This window comes from Polaromonas naphthalenivorans CJ2 (assembly GCF_000015505.1).
GTDB classification, from domain to species: domain Bacteria; phylum Pseudomonadota; class Gammaproteobacteria; order Burkholderiales; family Burkholderiaceae_C; genus Polaromonas; species Polaromonas naphthalenivorans.
The window spans coordinates 1726650-1742778 of the sequence record NC_008781.1 but is presented as its reverse complement, the minus strand read 5'-3'; the positions used below and the strand labels follow the sequence as shown (position 1 = coordinate 1742778).

Genomic DNA, 16129 nt, shown 5'->3' with positions numbered 1-16129 from the left:
GACGTTAAATTTAGTTTCCAGTTGTGATTTATCAAGTGGGGTAACCAGGCGCCCACGTTAATTTCGGGGCAAGCAAAGCACCCAAAAGTGCCGCGAAGTTAACCAACAAGGGAACAACCATGACTGAAGTTGTGAGGGACAAAGCGATGTCCCGGAACCCTGTCCACCTTTCGGAGCAGCTGGATGCACACAGTGCGGAGCATCCGGGCAAAGGACGCGTCATGGGGCCAATTGCCACCCGTGCGGGGCCGATACATTTATTTTTGAATCCTGCGGACAGCTATCGAGGCCTTTTACACTTTTTACGCAAGTGCATGTCCTGCAAAGTGGGGGCTTTATGGTCATCCTGCCTGCTGATGCATGGCTGCGCGATGGCGCCGCCGTCGCTGCCGTCTCCTTCTCCTCCGAGTACGGCGTTCTTCTACGGCACCCCCGTTCCGGTGCTTGCGTTGTCGAAATTTCAGCGCATCGTGGTGGAAGCAGAAAATATCAAAAACCCTGACGGGTTGCGCGTTGCGGGAGCCGACGTTTTCGCCTATTTAAGCGTCGGTGAAGCCGAGGGCTGGCGAGCTTCCTCGCGCGCCTTGCCCAAGCATCTGTTCATGGGCGCCAACATGGCATGGCAAAGCCGCATCGCCGACCTGACCCAGCCCGGCTGGCGCGACTTTCTCATCGAAGTGCGCATGGCGCGGCTCTGGGCGGACGGCTATCGCGGCTTCTTCCTTGACACGCTGGACAGCTATGAAATCGTGGCCAAGAGCCCGGACGCACGGAAGGCCCAGGCAAAAGCGCTTGTCGAGATCATTCGCGCCATGCACCAGCGCTTCCCCGGCGTCAAGTTATTGTTCAACCGGGGATTTGCCGTGTTGCCGGAGGCTGGGCCGCTGGCCGTCGGGCTGGTCGCGGAATCGCTGTTTCAAAGCTGGAACCCGACCACCAAGGAATACGAAAGCGTCAGCGAACAAGACCGCAACTGGCTGCTGGCGCGCCTGAACCACGCCCACCTTCGCTATGGCCTGCCAATCACGGTCATTGACTATGTCCCTCCGGACAAGCCCGATCTGGCGCAAGAAACCGCCCGGCAAATCACGGCGCTGGGATTCGCATCCTGGGTGGCGACGCCCGGTCTCGACATGATTTCCATTGGAGTCAAAAAATGAGAGTGAACTTAGCCGCCACGAAAAATGGCTTTGAATGTGCGTCCCCCCTGCTGCGTTCGCTCACGCTTGCGGGGCTTGTGGTCATGAGCTTTCCAAGCGGGGCATCAGCCGCGACCCGGCCAGTCAGTCCGGTTGAGTCGGCCCGCCGCCAGGCCGAGCAACTGTCACTCGCGCAAAAGCCCAATGAAGCGTGGGAGGTCTTGCACAGTGCGCGCGTTCATGCATCGCCCGGCGACACGGCGTACTGGCAGCTCTACGGTGACCAGGCCTGGGAGCGCGGAGCCAAGCCGGAGGCGGTGCTGGCTTACCGCACCGTCTGGGAGGCAGGCTCGACCAACGGGCTTGCCATGGAAAGACTGATTCAACACTACAACGCGAACGGCGAGCCCAGGCAGGCTATCGCCATTGGCGAGCAGGGCTACCAGCGGCTCGCCGAGGCGCGCTGGCTGCTGCTGGCGATGGACGCGGCATCGCAGGCGTCGCTGTGGGACAAGCTGCGCGACTTGACGGCGCAGGCCAAAAACAACCCGGACAAATTCAAGGGCAGCGAGATGTACTGGCTGCTTGAGGCGCATAGTGCCAACCACGATGGCCAGAAAGAGCGCGCGCGCGCGGCCTACAAGCAAGCGCTGGCGCTGAACCCGACGTCAGTGCCGACGCGGGCGCAGATCCTGTGGTTTGAAATCGACGGCGGCGACAAGCAGCAACTGGGCGACCATCTGGCGCAATGGCAGGATGACGCGCAGGCCAAACCGGCCTACTGGTCGGCGTATGCAGTCGCGCTGCTGCAACTCAAACGGGTGGATGAATCGCTGGTCTGGTTCGACAAGCAGGCGCGCGAAAAGCCGGACGACTTCCTGTGGCAATTGAGTTATGTCTCGGCGCTGTCCCAAGCCGGACAGCCGGAACAGGAAGAACGCCTGCGCCGCGCCATCGTGCTGCGCCTCAAAGACAGGCTGGCCATCGTCAATGACATGCCAAAACCCGACGGTAAGGTGGTGCTGCTGGCCTATGCGTCCATGGTGCGCGACTTTGACGGCGTGGCCGCTGGCGATCAGGTGTTGCAAGATACGCTGGAGCGCGGCTACACGGATGCGGACGTTTACGAGTCGCTGGTTGCATCCAGCCTGGCGCAAAAGAATTTCGATGCAGCGCATGACTGGCTGGGGCGCGCCGAAGCCGATCACCAAAAGCTTCCCGCCTACCAGTTGCTGGCCGTCGCCATGGCCAGAAAAGACCCGCAGGCCATCGAGCAGGTCTTGCAGCAGCGCGAGCAAGACCTTTCGACGCCTGACCGGGTCACCGCGCTGCGCCAGCTTGGCCACGATCAGCTGGCGCTTTCGCTGACTGAAAAAAGCCTGCTCGAAGCGGAAGACGAATCCAGCGAATTGCTGCGCCAGCACCGGGACCAGCTCAAGGTTCAGCTGGCCCGTCGCGTTGAGGCGGGCTACCAAACCCGGAATCTTTCCGACCTCGACATCAAGCGCAGCGAAGTTGCGGCAAGCTTCCCGCACGCCAAAGGCCGGACGACCGTGCGCCTTGCCCATAACGCACTGAGTTCGGACAGCCCCAATTTGCGGGTGTCCGGATTCCATGGCGAAAACGACCTGTCGTTCCTGACCGAGCTGCCCATCGCTGACAACCCGATGCGAGTCACCCTTGGCCGCAACCAGCGCTCCGACAAATCGCTGACCTATGGCCGCTTCGAATGGATTCATGTGCTCAGCCCGCGCCTGAATACCCGTCTCGAGGTCTCGCTCAATGGCTTGACCGAGGAAACGTCCGCGCTACGCGCCATTGGCAGCAAGGACAAGGTCTCGCTGGGCGTCAGCGGCAACCTGACCGATTTGACCTATGCCCGCGCTGAAATAGCGAGGCAGAACTTCAATACCCGCAACGGCGACGCGCTGGGCCATGGCTATCGGGTCGAAGGCGAGATGGGAACCACCGTTGTCAAGAGCATTCCGGCATGGCAGATGCGCATTTCCGGAAGCTCGGAAAGAAACCGGGTGACGGATCGCCTGCCCGCGTACCTGATCGGGCCGGTGCTGCCAGCGTTTCAAACCATTGAAGGGGTGCTTGCGACCCGCTTCAGCACGCTCGGGATCGGCACCACGCTGCGGTTCGGCCAGCCGGAAGGAAGAGAACGCCGTGTTCATGGCTTGATTGACGGATGGGTTGGCAAGCAATGGCCGGCCAGCGACCGCGCCTACAGCCTGCGTGCCGCCCTGAACATCCCGGTCTCCAGCGCCGGGCAGGTCCGGGCCGAAGCGTTCTACACCAATGTCCAGGGCGGCGTGTCATCGTCGGCCAATCGCGGGATCGGTGTCTGGTACCGGCATGAGTTTTAAAGCAAAAAGTTCCATGCATCCGAAACGGTATTGAACCATTGAGGAAATTTTATGAAATGGACATTGCTCTTGCGCAGGCCAACAAAAGTGCGAGGTTTTCGCTCGCCGGGTGCCACGCCTGAAACGCCAGCGCAGAAACGCACCTCGGACGGCGCACCCATGAACCGAAACGGGAGCGCTGCTCGCAGCCTGGCCTCATCGAATTTCGACATGAAGCTGGCGGGTGCGACTTTTCTCGAAATCATTGTTCTCGGCGGCTTGATCCCCACCGCCTTGCTATGGTTTGTCCAGGCCCAGTCCTTGCCAATGGTGCTGCCTGCACTGGTGCTGTTTCCCCTGCTGCTGGGCCTGCAATACGGCTTTTTGGCCGGTAGCTGCGGCTCCCTCCTGACAGTGCTTGTTTTTGCCGTGATGGCCTACCTCAAGCCTGGTTTGCTGGGTGAATTTCCAAAAGCGCAAGCCATTGGCCTGTTGCTCGTCGGGATGGGCGCAGGCCAGGCGCGCGACATCTGGAATGCCCGGGTCCGAAAACTTGACTATTTGTGCCACTACCATCAGACCCGCCTGGAGCAGTTCACCAGCGCTTACCAGCTCCTGCAGGTATCGCATTCACAGCTTGAGCGCAGGATGGCCGGCGGCACGAACAATCTGCGCGCAGCACTGGACCGGCTTGAACTGCGCGACCCGGTCTTCGACGTGACGCGTGATGAGCCGCTCGGCGGAATCGGCGAGTGGCTTCTGGAGATCATGGTGGAGGCCGGCAACCTGCATATCGCGGCCCTGTATGAAATGAACGGCAAAGGCATCCTGCGCCTGCCATCTGTCGCCATGGTCGGCAAAGCCACGGACCTCTCGCTGTTCAACCCTTTGCTGCGGGAAACGCTGCGTACCGGCTCGCTGACCAGCGTGCATGCGAACAATGAAGCGGTGCACGAGCATGTCATCGCTGTCGTGCCCCTGATCGATGCTGCCGGCCATATTCATGGCGTCGTCGCCATCTACGACATGCCCTTCCTGAGCATCCATCAGGACACTTTTGAATTGCTGGGTGTGCTGGGCAGGCATATCGGGGACATTTTGTCGCGCCGGACCCGGCCCATGGGCGAGACGCAAAGTCCGTTCGCCTTGCGCGAGTGCCTGCAGCGCAATCTTGAGGATGCCAAACGACATGCCTTGCCGGCGGCATTGATCGCCTGCAAGATTGTCGATGCCGAGCATCGCGACAGCCTGGTGAACCACTGCTGCAACAGCAGCCGTGGATTGGACCAAAGCTGGATTTCAATCAACCGGCAAGGCCAGTCGGTGATTGTGAAGCTCTTGCCACTGACCGATGAGGCCGGCGTCAAGAGTTATCTGGCGCGGCTGGAGCGCGAGCAAACTGGCAGTGACGCGGCAATGCACGGACTCGTCACGTATCAATGGATGCTGGACAAGAACCGTACCGCCGATGAAATGCTGGCGGAGGTCTGCGCCGCATGCGACATGGATGCCCCTGAATCCGTGCCGGAAAAGCCTCTGCACTTTCTCTCGGAGGCAGCCCTGTGATCCCGGCACAGCCACTCTGCGCAATGCTTCTGCTGCTCGATGCAGGACTGTTCAGTTTGCTGCTGGACGGCAAGCCTTCGGTCGGGGGCCTGGTTGTTCTTTCGGTCGCGCACGCAAGCGCATGCCTGCTGTTTTCACTGGCGCTGCTCAAGCTGTTGCCAGGCCCCTACCGCAAACCCCTGGCCGCATCGTGCCTGTTTGTTTTCGCGACCATCGTCTTTATTCCCGTACTGGGAATGATTGGACTGCTGGCCTGCATCGTTCCCGCGTTACGCCATCAGAGCCTGACGCCACGCTCGGACAAGTGGACGCAATCACAGGAGGCGCTCGGCTTGCCAAGCCAACCCGCCAAACCGCGCGGCATGGCGGGCATCTCAAGAGCCTGCGAACTGGCCGGTCCACTTCAGTATGCCGCTGATCCAGCGCACCGGATCGCGGCCCTGATTGCAACACTCTCACTGAAAGACCAGGATGCGGCCCCCTTGTTGCGGCTGGCGCTGAAAGACCCGGAAGACGATGTCCGGCTTCTGGCCTATGGCCTGCTGAACCGCAAAGAAAAGACCATCGAAGCGCGCATTCGCGACAGGAACGCGCAGCTTGGCAACTGCGCGCCGAATCAGGATTTTTTGCAGCACAAGGCATTGGCGCACGATTACTGGGCGCTTGCCCAGCTCGGGGCCTCCCAGGGAAGCACGCAACTCCTTCTGTGCGCCCGTGCGCATGAGCATGTGCAGGCCGCCCTTCAACTGCGCCCTCAAGACGGTGGCCTGCAGCTTCTGTTTGGCCGCATTCTGCTCACCGAGATGAAGCTTGACAGCGCAAGCGATGCCTTCGAGAACGCCAGGCGGTCGGGCATCGACCTGCGGCAAACCAAACCGTTTCTCGCCGAAATTGCCTTCCTCACGCGGCAATATTCCGATGTCAAAAACCACCTGGCACAGGCTGGAAATGGCAGCAGCCGGCTTCGGCTGAACAAGGTCTCAACTTACTGGGAAAAACCAAGCCATGACCTCGCCCAGACAACATAAGACGGATATCACGCTGCTGTTGGAGGGCACCTACCCCTTCGTGCGCGGCGGCGTTTCAGGCTGGGTGCATCAGTTGATCGAAGGCCTGCCAGAGTTCAGCTTTTCGCTGGTGTACCTTGGCGCGGAACGCGTGGCACACGAAGAAATCCGTTACCGGCTGCCGCCCAATGTTCGCGATCTTCAGTGTCATTACCTGATGGATGGTGTTGAGCTGAAGGATATGAATGAACGCGAGGGTGACCGTGCGTATTTCTCGGACAGTGCCAAGCTGCATGAGTGGTTTCGCAGTCCCGACGGCGAGCCGGAGAACGCCTGGCTGGACCGGGTGGTGCTGCAAAAGGGCGAAACGGACGGCGCATGCGCAAAGGATTTCTTCCGCAGCAAGGCGGCGTGGGCGCAAATAAGCGAAAGCTACGCCCGCTATTGCCCGAATGCTTCATTCCAGGCCTATTTCTGGTCCGTGCGCAATATGCACACGCCGCTGATGAAGCTTGCGGCCATCGCGCGCACGGTTGCGCCCTCTGGCGTCTTTCACACCTTATCGACGGGTTATGCCGGGCTGCTGGGGGCGATGCTCAAGCAACGGACCGGCCGGCCCCTCATCCTGACCGAGCATGGCATCTATACCAAGGAACGCAAGATCGAGTTGCAATCCATGTTCCTGCGCGAGCAGCAGGGATGGTTCACGCCGATTCCCGATTCGGGCATGGAGCACCACAACGAGGCCTGGGTGCGGCTGTTCGAGGGAATCGGACGCCTGGTGTATGTCGCGGCCGACCCCGTCATCACGCTTTTCGAGAAAAACCGGGAGCGCCAGATCCGTGACGGCGCCCATCCGGCGCGCACCCACATTATTCCCAACGGTGTCGATGTGGCGCGGTTTGCGCCCTTGCGCGCATGCCGCCCGGACAAGATACCGATGGTTCTGGGATTGATCGGACGCATCGTTCCGATCAAGGACATCAAAACCTTCATTCGCACGATTGGCGTGCTGGCGAACAGGCTGCCGCAGGTGCAGGGCTGGCTCATCGGCCCGGAAGAAGAAGACCCGGGCTATGTCGATGAATGCAAGGCGCTGGTGCAAAGTCTGCGGCTGGAAGAGCACATCCGGTTCATGGGGTTTCAAAAGATCGAAGACTTGCTGCCGCAGTTGGGGCTGCTGGTGCTGACGTCCATCAGCGAGGCCTTTCCGCTGGTCATCCTCGAAAGCCATGCCAGCGGACTGCCGGTACTGGCAACGGATGTCGGCGCCTGCCGCGCGCTCATCGACGGCAGGGAGCCGGCCGATTGTGCATTGGGCCGTGCCGGTGATGTGGTGCCCATCGTGGATCACGATGCGCTCGCGCGTGCGGCGTTTGCGCTGCTGACCGATCCGGTGCGCTGGCGTGCCGCACAGCAGGCGGGGATTGCCCGTGTCGAGCGCTATTACCAGCAATCCAGGGTGATCGACAGCTACCGGGACATCTATCAAGGGATGGGTGAACTCTAATGGCTGGAATCGGCTTCGAACTGCGCCGGCTGCTGCATAAAAACTCGATAAGCGGGCGGAGCCAGGCTTATGCGTTTGCCGCAATCATCGGAAGCGGACCGTGGGTGTTGTCGATTGTCGCGATCTTCGCCATCAGCCTGATCAATATCCGCCAGAACGTTCCCTCGGAGTTCGTTGACCAGTTCCAGGTCTCGATCACGTACCTGATGGCCTTGTCGCTGATTCTGACCAGTCCACTGCAACTGATGTTTACCCGTTTCGTGGCGGACCGCCTGTTCGAGCGGCGCCCGCGGCTGATTTTGGCCAATCTGTTTGGCGCCTTGATGGTGACGTTTTTCACCGCAGGTCTTTTGGGGAGCATTGCACTGGCGCTATGGTTCGACGGCTCCCTGTTGTACCGGCAATGCATGCTGACAGGGTTTGTCACCTTGTGCGGCATCTGGGTGCTGGTCATTTTTGCGTCGGCCATCAAGGCCTATCAACAAATCTTGCTGGCGTTCCTGATGGGTTATGGCATTACCGTCGGCGCGTCGCTGGGCTTGCGGGATTTTGGCCTGGCGGGCTTGCTGCTGGGTTTCGTGGTGGGCCAGGTCTGCCTGTTCTTCGCCTTGCTGGTGCTGGTGGTGCGCCAGTATCCTGGGGATCTGATGGTGTCGTTCGATTTCCTGCGGCGCGACCAGATCTACCCGAGCCTGATTTTTACCGGGCTTTTCTACAATGCCGGCGTCTGGGCAGACAAGCTTCTTTTCTGGTCCGATTCGTTCACCGGCATCAATGTTGTCGGCCCCCTGCGCGCCTCCCCGACCTACGACCTCCCGATCTTTCTCAGTTATCTGTCGCTGATACCCGGCATGGCGGTTTTCCTGCTCCGGATAGAAACAGATTTCTCCGAGAAATGTGAAAAGTTTTACCAGACCATCACGCGCGGCGGCACCTTGGCCCAAGTCATGGCGGCCAAGAAAGACCTGGCTGAAGCCGTACAGCTCGGCATGCTCGCCATGCTCAAGGTTCAGGGCGCGACAACATTCATTTTGCTGATGATGGGCGACGAGTTGCTGATGTGGTTTGGTATTGCTCCGACGTATCGCGCCCTGCTGAGTATTGACCTGGTGGCGGTCGTCATGCAGTTGCTGCTGCTGGCGGTATTGAACGTGCTTTTTTACCTTGACCAGCGGCAAGCCGCCTTGGGGCTGTGCCTTCTTTTCTTCGTGTCCAACACGCTCTTTTCCTGGCTCAGCCTGCACCTCGGTCCGGCCTTCTTTGGTTATGGCTTTGCTTTCGCCGTATTGCTGACGGGAAGCTTCGGCCTGGTAAGCCTGTTGCGAAAACTCGACCAGCTCGAATACGAAACATTCATGTTGCAACCGGTCATTTTCTGAAGGAGACGCTGCCATGGCAACTTGTCAAGTTTCATTATTTCCGCAAAGGCACTGCGGCGCCGCATCGCTTTTATCAATTCATTTCATAAAGGAGCTTTCCATGGCATTACTTTCTCGCTCATCTTCATCCTGGATTTCATGCCCAAAAATCGGCTTGATGCTGGCATTTCTGGTCAGTCAGATGGCGGCGCAGGCGGCACCGAATAAACCCGCCCCACTCAATCCGAATGGCGCGTCCCCAGTCATTGTTTCAACGGACAGGGTCAAACATCCACACAAGCACCGCGAAACCAAGCGTGCTCGGGCCGAGCCTGAAAAACTGGCTACAAAACCGCAGCAAATGATTAAGGATCTTCGATAAATACATGAAGTGTTGATTAAATCGACTTAACCAAGAATAATAGTTTGAATTGGGAGTAAATCATGAAACTACAACAGTTTTACTTGTATCGTGCCCTGGTCACAAGCGGCATCAAACCGCTGCTTGTGCCGAACGGCTTAGTCCGTGAGGGGCCAGAAAAGCAATTGCAGCGGCAGTTTTTGTATTGGGGGTCACACACCCTGCAACGCATCCTCGCGGTAATTTTATTTACCGTTTTCTGGCTTGCACCAGCCGCCGCCGAAACACCCAGGTCAATTAACATGAAGTTGCTGGTTGTATCGGCGGATGGCAACGAGCCGGTATTTGCTGGCATCAAGTCGATTTTGAATCAGATCGGCATCCCCTACGATACTTTGGTCGCCAGCAAAACACCACTGACTGCGCAAACCTTGTCTGACGGACTGGGGGCAGGACGTTATCAGGGTGTCCTTCTCACTACCGGGAATCTCGCCTATGAAGCGTCCCCGAACAATTGGCAAAGCGCATTTACCCAAGCCCAATGGCAAATGCTTTGGCAATATGAAGCTGACTTTCGGGTCAGGCAGGCAACCCTGTATACCTATCCGGCAGGCGCACCCGACAACTATGGACTGACGCCAATCAGCGCCGCCGATACCAGTTACACACCACTCAAGGCCAGTCTGACGACAGCCGGACAGCAACTGTTCGGTTATTTGAACCCAGCCAGTCCTGTTTCCATTACGGGTGCCTGGACTTATCTGGTCAAACCGATTTCGAGTGGCAACCCGGTTTCTTTGTTAAACACTGCGGACGGCTATTCCCTCGCATCCATTTATACCTACCCCGATGGCCGACAGAATCTGGCTATCACAACCGATGGAAACCCGGAACTGACCCACACTCTTTTGCTGGGCTATGGCGTAGTCAACTGGGTAAGCAAGGGTTTCTTTCTGGGAGAGCGCAAGGTTTATCTAAACGCACAACCTGATGACATCATGATTCCAGATGATATTTGGGATCCAGTGCGTTTGTCTGACCAGACCGGGATTGAATACCGGATAACGGGCAATGATTACAACCGGCTCATCACCTGGCAAAATGCAATGCGCGCATCGAACACGAATGCAGCGCAAATAGAGCTGGAAATGCCATACAACGGTGTTGGGGTGTCAGGGATTTATCCCAACGATACATTGACAGCTGCCATACGAAGCAAACCCAATCAATTCAAATGGATCAGCCACACTTATGAGCACGAATTACTGACCGACATCAGCTACACCAATGCGCTGGCGCAACTCAGCAAAAATCATACGGTGGCGCAACAGCTGGGTTTCAGCAAGTATCAAAAAGACAGCATGATTCAACCCGAAATTTCAGGGCTGAATAATCCCGAGTTTCTCAGGGCTGCCAAGGATTTCGGCATACGCTATATTTTGTCTGATACTTCACAGCCCGGCTGGAAAAATCCCAGCCCCAACACTGGTTTCTACAGCCTCCATCAGCCCAGCATCCTGATCATTCCGCGCTACCCAACCAATTTGTACTACAACGTCTCAACACCTACCGAGTGGCTGTCCGAGTACAACTATTTTTATGCTCCAGGCGGTCTTTTTCCTACTTGGGACCACAAGCTGACCTACAGTGAACTGCTGAATAAGGAGTCTGAAATATGGCTCAGGTATTTGTTGAAATTCGATCTGAATTCCGTGATGTTTCACCAGAGCAATCTGCGTGCCTATGACAACAAGAATTCACTGCTGGGCGATCTGATCAATGCCACTTTGGCGAAATACAACAGCATGTACAAACTGCCGATACGCAGTCCAAGCCAGCATGACACCGGACTTTTGATGGCCGCCAGAATGACGTATAACGACTCCGGCGTCAGTGGCCGTATTGTGCTGGGGACAACCAATAGTATTGCATTGAAAACGGTTAAACCGGTCAAAGCTCCCCTGACCGGGATTAACTACGGCACGGCCAAGGAAACCTACGGCGGGCAGACTATTTCGACCATTTCTTTAGGTGCCAATGGCACGCTGACCATTCCCGCACCAGCATGGTAATACTGGAATAAGAAACCGCCATGGAAACCTCTCAAGTTTCATTATTTCCGCAGAGGCACTGCCGTGCGCAATCGCCTGGCCGCCCAAGCACTTTCCAATTATTCAAGTCATTTTTCAAGGAGCCATTCATGAAGACACATGCCACATCCCCACTACAGTGCTTGCCGCTCACCAAAGCTGGCATGGCGATCGCAGCCTTGTGCCTGGCTGGCCAGGTTCTGGCGCAGGCCGCGCCCAATGCGCCCGCCAACGGCGGCAGTACAGCCGACCCGGTTCGTCCTGCCGACGACCACGCAAAGCACTCGCACCGCGAGGCCCAGCCCGCCCCTGTAAAGCCACAGCATTACCCATCAACCCCCCAGCCGCCAGTGCCCACGCGGCGGTAATGGCGCCGACCGAGCCAGCACCTGTTTTTGTTCAACCGATTTATCGAGCAAGGAATCCACCGTGAAACCACAACTTCCTCATTGGCGTTCCTCCGCCCTCTTCAGGGCGGATGTGTTGCCCCATTGCGCAACAACGGTTGCCCTGAATGCTGAAATCCGGCCAAACAAGTACCGTCTCTCGAAGATGGCGTCACTGATGGCGGCCTTTATGGCGACCACTTTACTGGCCGCTTGCGGGGGCGGGGATTCAAGTTCCGGGCAGTCCGCAGCGCCAGTTACAGCAGCGCCGGTTACAGCAGCGCCGGTTACAACGCCAGTTACAACGCCACCGGTCACAGAGCCACCAGTTACAACACCACCAGTCACAACGCCACCGGTGGATCCAGGCACCAGCGTTGGCGCCGCACCGACCGCCAGTGGTGTTGGCATCAGCGGCACGGCACAAGTTGGCAAATTGCTGACCGGCATCTACAGCTATGCCGATGCCGACAACGATCCGCAGGGAGCCTCGACCTTCCGCTGGCTGCGCAACGGCGTCGCCATTGCCGGGGCAACGGCTCGCACTTACATGCTGGTGAGCGCCGACCAGGGCAACCCCATCAAGTTTGAAGTGACTCCGGTTTCGACCATCGCGCCGACAACGGGCGCGCCGGTGACATCGGGCGCGACGGCGGCAGTGACGGCTGCCGATGTGGTGGTTGCGCCTGCCGCCCCCACCGCCAGCAGTGTGGCCATCAGCGGCACGGCGCAAGTTGGAAAATTGCTGACCGGCAACTACACCTATGCCGATGCCAACAACGATCCGCAGGGAGCTTCGACCTTCCGCTGGCTGCGCAACGGCGTCGCCATTGCCGGGGCAACGGCTCGCACCTACACGCTGGTGAGCGCCGACCAGGGCAACCCCATCACGTTTGAAGTCACGCCGGTAGCGACCGTCACACCCACCAACGGTAACCCGGTGGTATCGGCGGCAGTCAATGTTGCACCCAAGACGGTCGGCATGAAGCTGCTGGTGATCTCGGCCGTGGATACAGCGCCAAGCTACCTGGCCGCCCTGTCGATACTTGACCAGATCGGCGTGCCTTACGACAAGATCGTGCTCACCGGAACCCCGACCGCGCTGCAAATGGTGGCAGGCACCTTGTCCGATGGCGCTGGCAACGGGAAATACCAGGGCATCATCCTGGCGACAGGTGACCTTGCTGCGTACAACGCACCGACGAACAATTACCCCAGTGCGATGACCACAGCTCAGTGGGCCATGCTGCGGCAGTACCAGTTTGATTTTGGCGTGCGCTCGGCGACGATGTACACGCGTCCGGCTCAGACCATCGACATCAACAACCAGCCGCTGGATCTGACCTATGGCTTGAGCTCGGCGGTTGAAACCATTGCGACCGATGCAAGCGCGCTTACCGCGACGTTCACGCCGCTCGGGCAGCAAGCTTTTAGCTACCTGAACACGGCCAATCCGATCTCGATCAAGGGGGGTGTCTATACCTACCCGGGCACGCCGGTTTCCAGTGCAACCGTACCGCTGTTGCAAACGCCGGACGCGAGGACCATCGCCTCCGTCCATACGGCCCCCCAAGGCTGGCAAAACCTGGCCATTGCGACGGACAACAACCCGGAACTCACCCATTCCCTTTTGCTGGGCTATGGCATCGTCAATTGGGTGACCAAGGGCATCTTTCTGGGAGAGCGCAAGATCTACCTGAGCGCGCAGCCTGACGATGTATTCATTCCGGATGAGTTGTGGGATCCTGTCACCAAGACCACTCCGGTGGGCAATCCAGCCTTTCGCCACCGCAATGACGGGACCGACTACAACAGCCTGGTGGCTTGGCAGACAGCCCTGCGAGCCAACCCCCAGACAGCGGCGTTCAGGCTTGAGGTGCCTTTCAATGGCGTTGGCTACAACACGGCGGATTCCAACCTGCTGAATCAGGGTGAATTGACTGACACGCTTTCTCCTGCGGTGCGCGCCAATCCCAATGCATTCCGATGGATCAACCATACGTGGGATCACTCTTCGCTGGAGGCGAGCGATCCGTCAACCCCGGGTTTTGTGCCGCTGACCGTCACCGGGATGAAGCAGATACTCCAGTCGAACCACGAAGTGGCGACCGGCCTGCGCGGCTCACCGCCGGTGACGTTTGCCCTGTACAACAAGAACGCCTTCATCCAGCCGGACATCTCCGGCCTGCAAAACCCAGTGTTCTGGCAAGCGGCCCAGGAGTTCGGCTTGCGCTACATCCTGATGGACACGTCCAAGACCTACGACTTCAGGCCGACGCTTGACCCCGTCAAGCCGAACGCTGGCTTTTACAGCACACGCGACACGTTTGTTCCGGGCAATCCGCGCATCTTCATCATCCCGCGCTACCCGACCAACCTGTACTACAACGTGTCCACACCGCCGGAGTGGACGTCTGAATACAACCACTTTTTCGGTGCTGCCGGTGTCGTGCCTCCGCCTGCGGGCCAGACGTCGTGGTTTGGTGGCGACTCCACGTATGAGCAGATCCTGGACCGGGAATCGGAGGTTCTGGTTCGCTACATGCTCAAGTACAACGCCAACTCGTGGATGTTCCATGCCGCGAACCTGCGCGACTATGACGGCGCTGGCCCGAACAACAAATCGGTGCTGTCGGACTTGCTTGACGCGGTGGTCACAAAGTACAAGACCATGTACACCCTGCCGGTACTGAGTCCGAGCCAGACCGAGATCGGACAGATCATGGAGGCACGCATGGCCTACAACACGGCTATCACAGCAGGACTGAAGGGCCGCATCGTGTACGGCCCCACAACAACAAGCATTGAGTTGACCAATCCGTCCAGCGCATCCGTGAAAGTGCCGATGACGGGCATCAACGTCGGCGGCACCACCTACGGCGGGCAGGCGGTTTCCACGTTATCGCTGACGCCCGGGGGTTCGACAACAATTCCGCTGCCTTAGCTCGGCTACAAGGGCGTCCCCACCTTTGTCAAACAGATTTCCACCGTGGTTGAATCGCGTAGCGATTGACCACGGAACCTGACTTCTCCATTTCATCGTCACCCTGTCGATGCTGTGTCGTTGCCTGGTGAGCGCAAGGCATGTGGACGGCGAGACTACAACCGGTCATTTCTTGCTGCATTATTTGCAGCGGACCCTGATGAAAGACGCGCGCCAAGGGCTCCATTCTTTATTCAAGGCTCAGGGCTGATTGCTTACCCTGTTGACCTTCTCGAGCTTAACGAGCATTCCCCGGCGCAGGTCCAAACCTTTCACTCATCAACGACAAGCCATCTCACGGTGACATCTGCAAACTTGTGGATACTTTTGCGTTCTGCTCACGCGGGCATCTTGAACGCCTCCCCGCGCTGCAGCATGGCCCAGCACATCCGGGCGTTCTTGGCCGCAATGGCCACGACCGCCTTCCAGTAACCCCGGCGTTCCTGTACCGAAATAGCCCAGCGGCTTACCGGGTCCGTCTTGTTCTTCGCCGTTGCCAGCGCCGCCCTGGCGCCCAGGACCAGCAAGGTGCGCAGGTAGCTGTCTCCCGCCTTGGTGATTCGCCCCAGGCGCTGCTTGCCGCCCGAGCTGTACTGGCCAGGCACCAGGCCCAGCCAGGCGCAGAACTGGCGCCCGCAACTGAAGTCGTGGCCTTTGCCCACCGTGGCCACGATAGCACTAGCCGTGGTGGGGCCAATGCCGCTGAGGTGCATGAGTTGGCGGGACTGCGGGTCCTCGGCGGCGGCCTGGGCGATGTACTTGTCGTATTGGCCGATGCGTTCATCGAGGTGGGTGAGCTCGCTCAAGGCATCGCCCACCACGGTGTTGCACCAGCCCGGCAGGTCTTCAAGGTGCTTGTGCGCTTCCCGGCGCACGGTCGCCGCCTTGAGCGGCAGCACGATGCCCAGCTCGGACAGCAGGCCGCGGATGCGGTTGATCAGGGCGGTGCGCTGCTCCACGTAGCCCTGGCGTGCGCGGTGCACGAACAGGCGGGACTGCTGCTCGATGCTCTTGAGTGGCACAAAACGCATGTTGGGACGCGTGACAGCTTCAGCGATGGCCGCAGCATCGGCCGCATCGTTCTTGCCTCGCTTGCCGCTCATGCGGTAGGGAGCCACAAACTTGGGGGCCATCAGGCGCACGGTATGGCCGAACCTGGCAAATTCGCGTGCCCAGTGATGGGCGCCGCTGCACGCTTCCATGCCGATCAGACAGGGCGGCACGTTGGCGATAAGTTCCATCAGTTTGACGCGTGGGACTTCGGGCCGCACCAACTCGGGCTTGCCGAACTCGTTGATCCCATGGACGGCAAAGACGCTTTTGGCGAGATCGATTCCGATGGTCATGATGGCCATGATTTCCCCTTCCGAATGAGTTG

At 58.8% G+C, this 16129-nt stretch carries 11 protein-coding genes; 10 read left to right on the top strand and 1 reads right to left on the bottom strand.

Annotated elements, in window-relative coordinates; all coding sequences use genetic code 11:
• Positions 1-119 precede the first annotated feature (119 nt).
• The 10 genes from PNAP_RS08235 (at position 120) to PNAP_RS08190 (ending at position 14712) form a co-directional block, all read left to right on the top strand.
• Positions 120-1160 carry an endo alpha-1,4 polygalactosaminidase gene (locus PNAP_RS08235; RefSeq protein ID WP_083758026.1) on the top strand — a complete coding sequence of 347 codons (1041 nt, stop codon included), beginning with the start codon at positions 120-122 and terminating at the stop codon, positions 1158-1160.
• Between the two features lie 83 nt (positions 1161-1243).
• Positions 1244-3511, top strand: a complete 2268-nt coding sequence (locus PNAP_RS08230) for a tetratricopeptide repeat protein (protein WP_011801046.1) — start codon at positions 1244-1246, stop codon at positions 3509-3511.
• A gap of 51 nt (positions 3512-3562) precedes the next feature.
• Positions 3563-5056 (top strand): PelD GGDEF domain-containing protein, encoded by a 1494-nt coding sequence (locus PNAP_RS08220; RefSeq protein WP_083758024.1) that lies wholly within the window; start codon positions 3563-3565, stop codon positions 5054-5056.
• 23 nt (positions 5057-5079) lie between these two features.
• Complete coding sequence (locus PNAP_RS08215) at positions 5080-6084, top strand: hypothetical protein (RefSeq protein ID WP_011801044.1); 1005 nt, start codon at positions 5080-5082, stop codon at positions 6082-6084.
• Positions 6062-7573, top strand: a complete 1512-nt coding sequence (pelF, locus tag PNAP_RS08210; protein WP_011801043.1) for a GT4 family glycosyltransferase PelF — start codon at positions 6062-6064, stop codon at positions 7571-7573. Before PNAP_RS08215 ends, pelF begins: the two co-directional genes overlap by 23 nt.
• Positions 7573-8952, top strand: a complete 1380-nt coding sequence (gene pelG, locus PNAP_RS08205; RefSeq protein WP_011801042.1) for an exopolysaccharide Pel transporter PelG — start codon at positions 7573-7575, stop codon at positions 8950-8952. Before pelF ends, pelG begins: the two co-directional genes overlap by 1 nt.
• 100 nt (positions 8953-9052) lie before the next feature.
• Positions 9053-9313, top strand: a complete 261-nt coding sequence (locus PNAP_RS26880; RefSeq protein WP_157040241.1) for a hypothetical protein — start codon at positions 9053-9055, stop codon at positions 9311-9313.
• A 62-nt stretch (positions 9314-9375) separates the two neighbouring features.
• Positions 9376-11364: an Agd3-related carbohydrate deacetylase gene (locus tag PNAP_RS08195; protein WP_011801040.1), complete on the top strand. Its 1989-nt coding sequence runs from the start codon at positions 9376-9378 to the stop codon at positions 11362-11364.
• Positions 11365-11492: 128 nt separating this feature from the next.
• Positions 11493-11750 carry a hypothetical protein gene (locus PNAP_RS26875; protein WP_157040240.1) on the top strand — a complete coding sequence of 86 codons (258 nt, stop codon included), beginning with the start codon at positions 11493-11495 and terminating at the stop codon, positions 11748-11750.
• A gap of 376 nt (positions 11751-12126) precedes the next feature.
• Positions 12127-14712, top strand: a complete 2586-nt coding sequence (locus PNAP_RS08190) for an Agd3-related carbohydrate deacetylase (protein WP_011801038.1) — start codon at positions 12127-12129, stop codon at positions 14710-14712.
• Positions 14713-15089: 377 nt separating this feature from the next.
• On the opposite strand, the gene PNAP_RS08185 is transcribed toward PNAP_RS08190, so the two are convergent.
• A complete protein-coding gene (locus tag PNAP_RS08185) occupies positions 15090-16106 on the bottom strand; it encodes an IS110 family RNA-guided transposase (protein WP_011800547.1) in 1017 nt (338 codons plus the stop codon).
• Between the last annotated feature and the right edge of the window lie 23 nt (positions 16107-16129).

Bases quoted from the DNA above. Each gene is read 5' to 3' on its own strand.
- PNAP_RS08235 (WP_083758026.1), top strand. From the start codon at position 120: ATGACTGAAGTTGTGAGGGACAAAGCGATGTCCCGGAACCCTGTCCAC.
- PNAP_RS08230 (WP_011801046.1), top strand. From the start codon at position 1,244: ATGAGCTTTCCAAGCGGGGCATCAGCCGCGACCCGGCCAGTCAGTCCG.
- PNAP_RS08220 (WP_083758024.1), top strand. From the start codon at position 3,563: ATGAAATGGACATTGCTCTTGCGCAGGCCAACAAAAGTGCGAGGTTTT.
- PNAP_RS08215 (WP_011801044.1), top strand. From the start codon at position 5,080: ATGCTTCTGCTGCTCGATGCAGGACTGTTCAGTTTGCTGCTGGACGGC.
- pelF (WP_011801043.1), top strand. From the start codon at position 6,062: ATGACCTCGCCCAGACAACATAAGACGGATATCACGCTGCTGTTGGAG.
- pelG (WP_011801042.1), top strand. From the start codon at position 7,573: ATGGCTGGAATCGGCTTCGAACTGCGCCGGCTGCTGCATAAAAACTCG.
- PNAP_RS26880 (WP_157040241.1), top strand. From the start codon at position 9,053: ATGGCATTACTTTCTCGCTCATCTTCATCCTGGATTTCATGCCCAAAA.
- PNAP_RS08195 (WP_011801040.1), top strand. From the start codon at position 9,376: ATGAAACTACAACAGTTTTACTTGTATCGTGCCCTGGTCACAAGCGGC.
- PNAP_RS26875 (WP_157040240.1), top strand. From the start codon at position 11,493: ATGAAGACACATGCCACATCCCCACTACAGTGCTTGCCGCTCACCAAA.
- PNAP_RS08185 (WP_011800547.1), bottom strand. From the start codon at position 16,106: ATGGCCATCATGACCATCGGAATCGATCTCGCCAAAAGCGTCTTTGCC.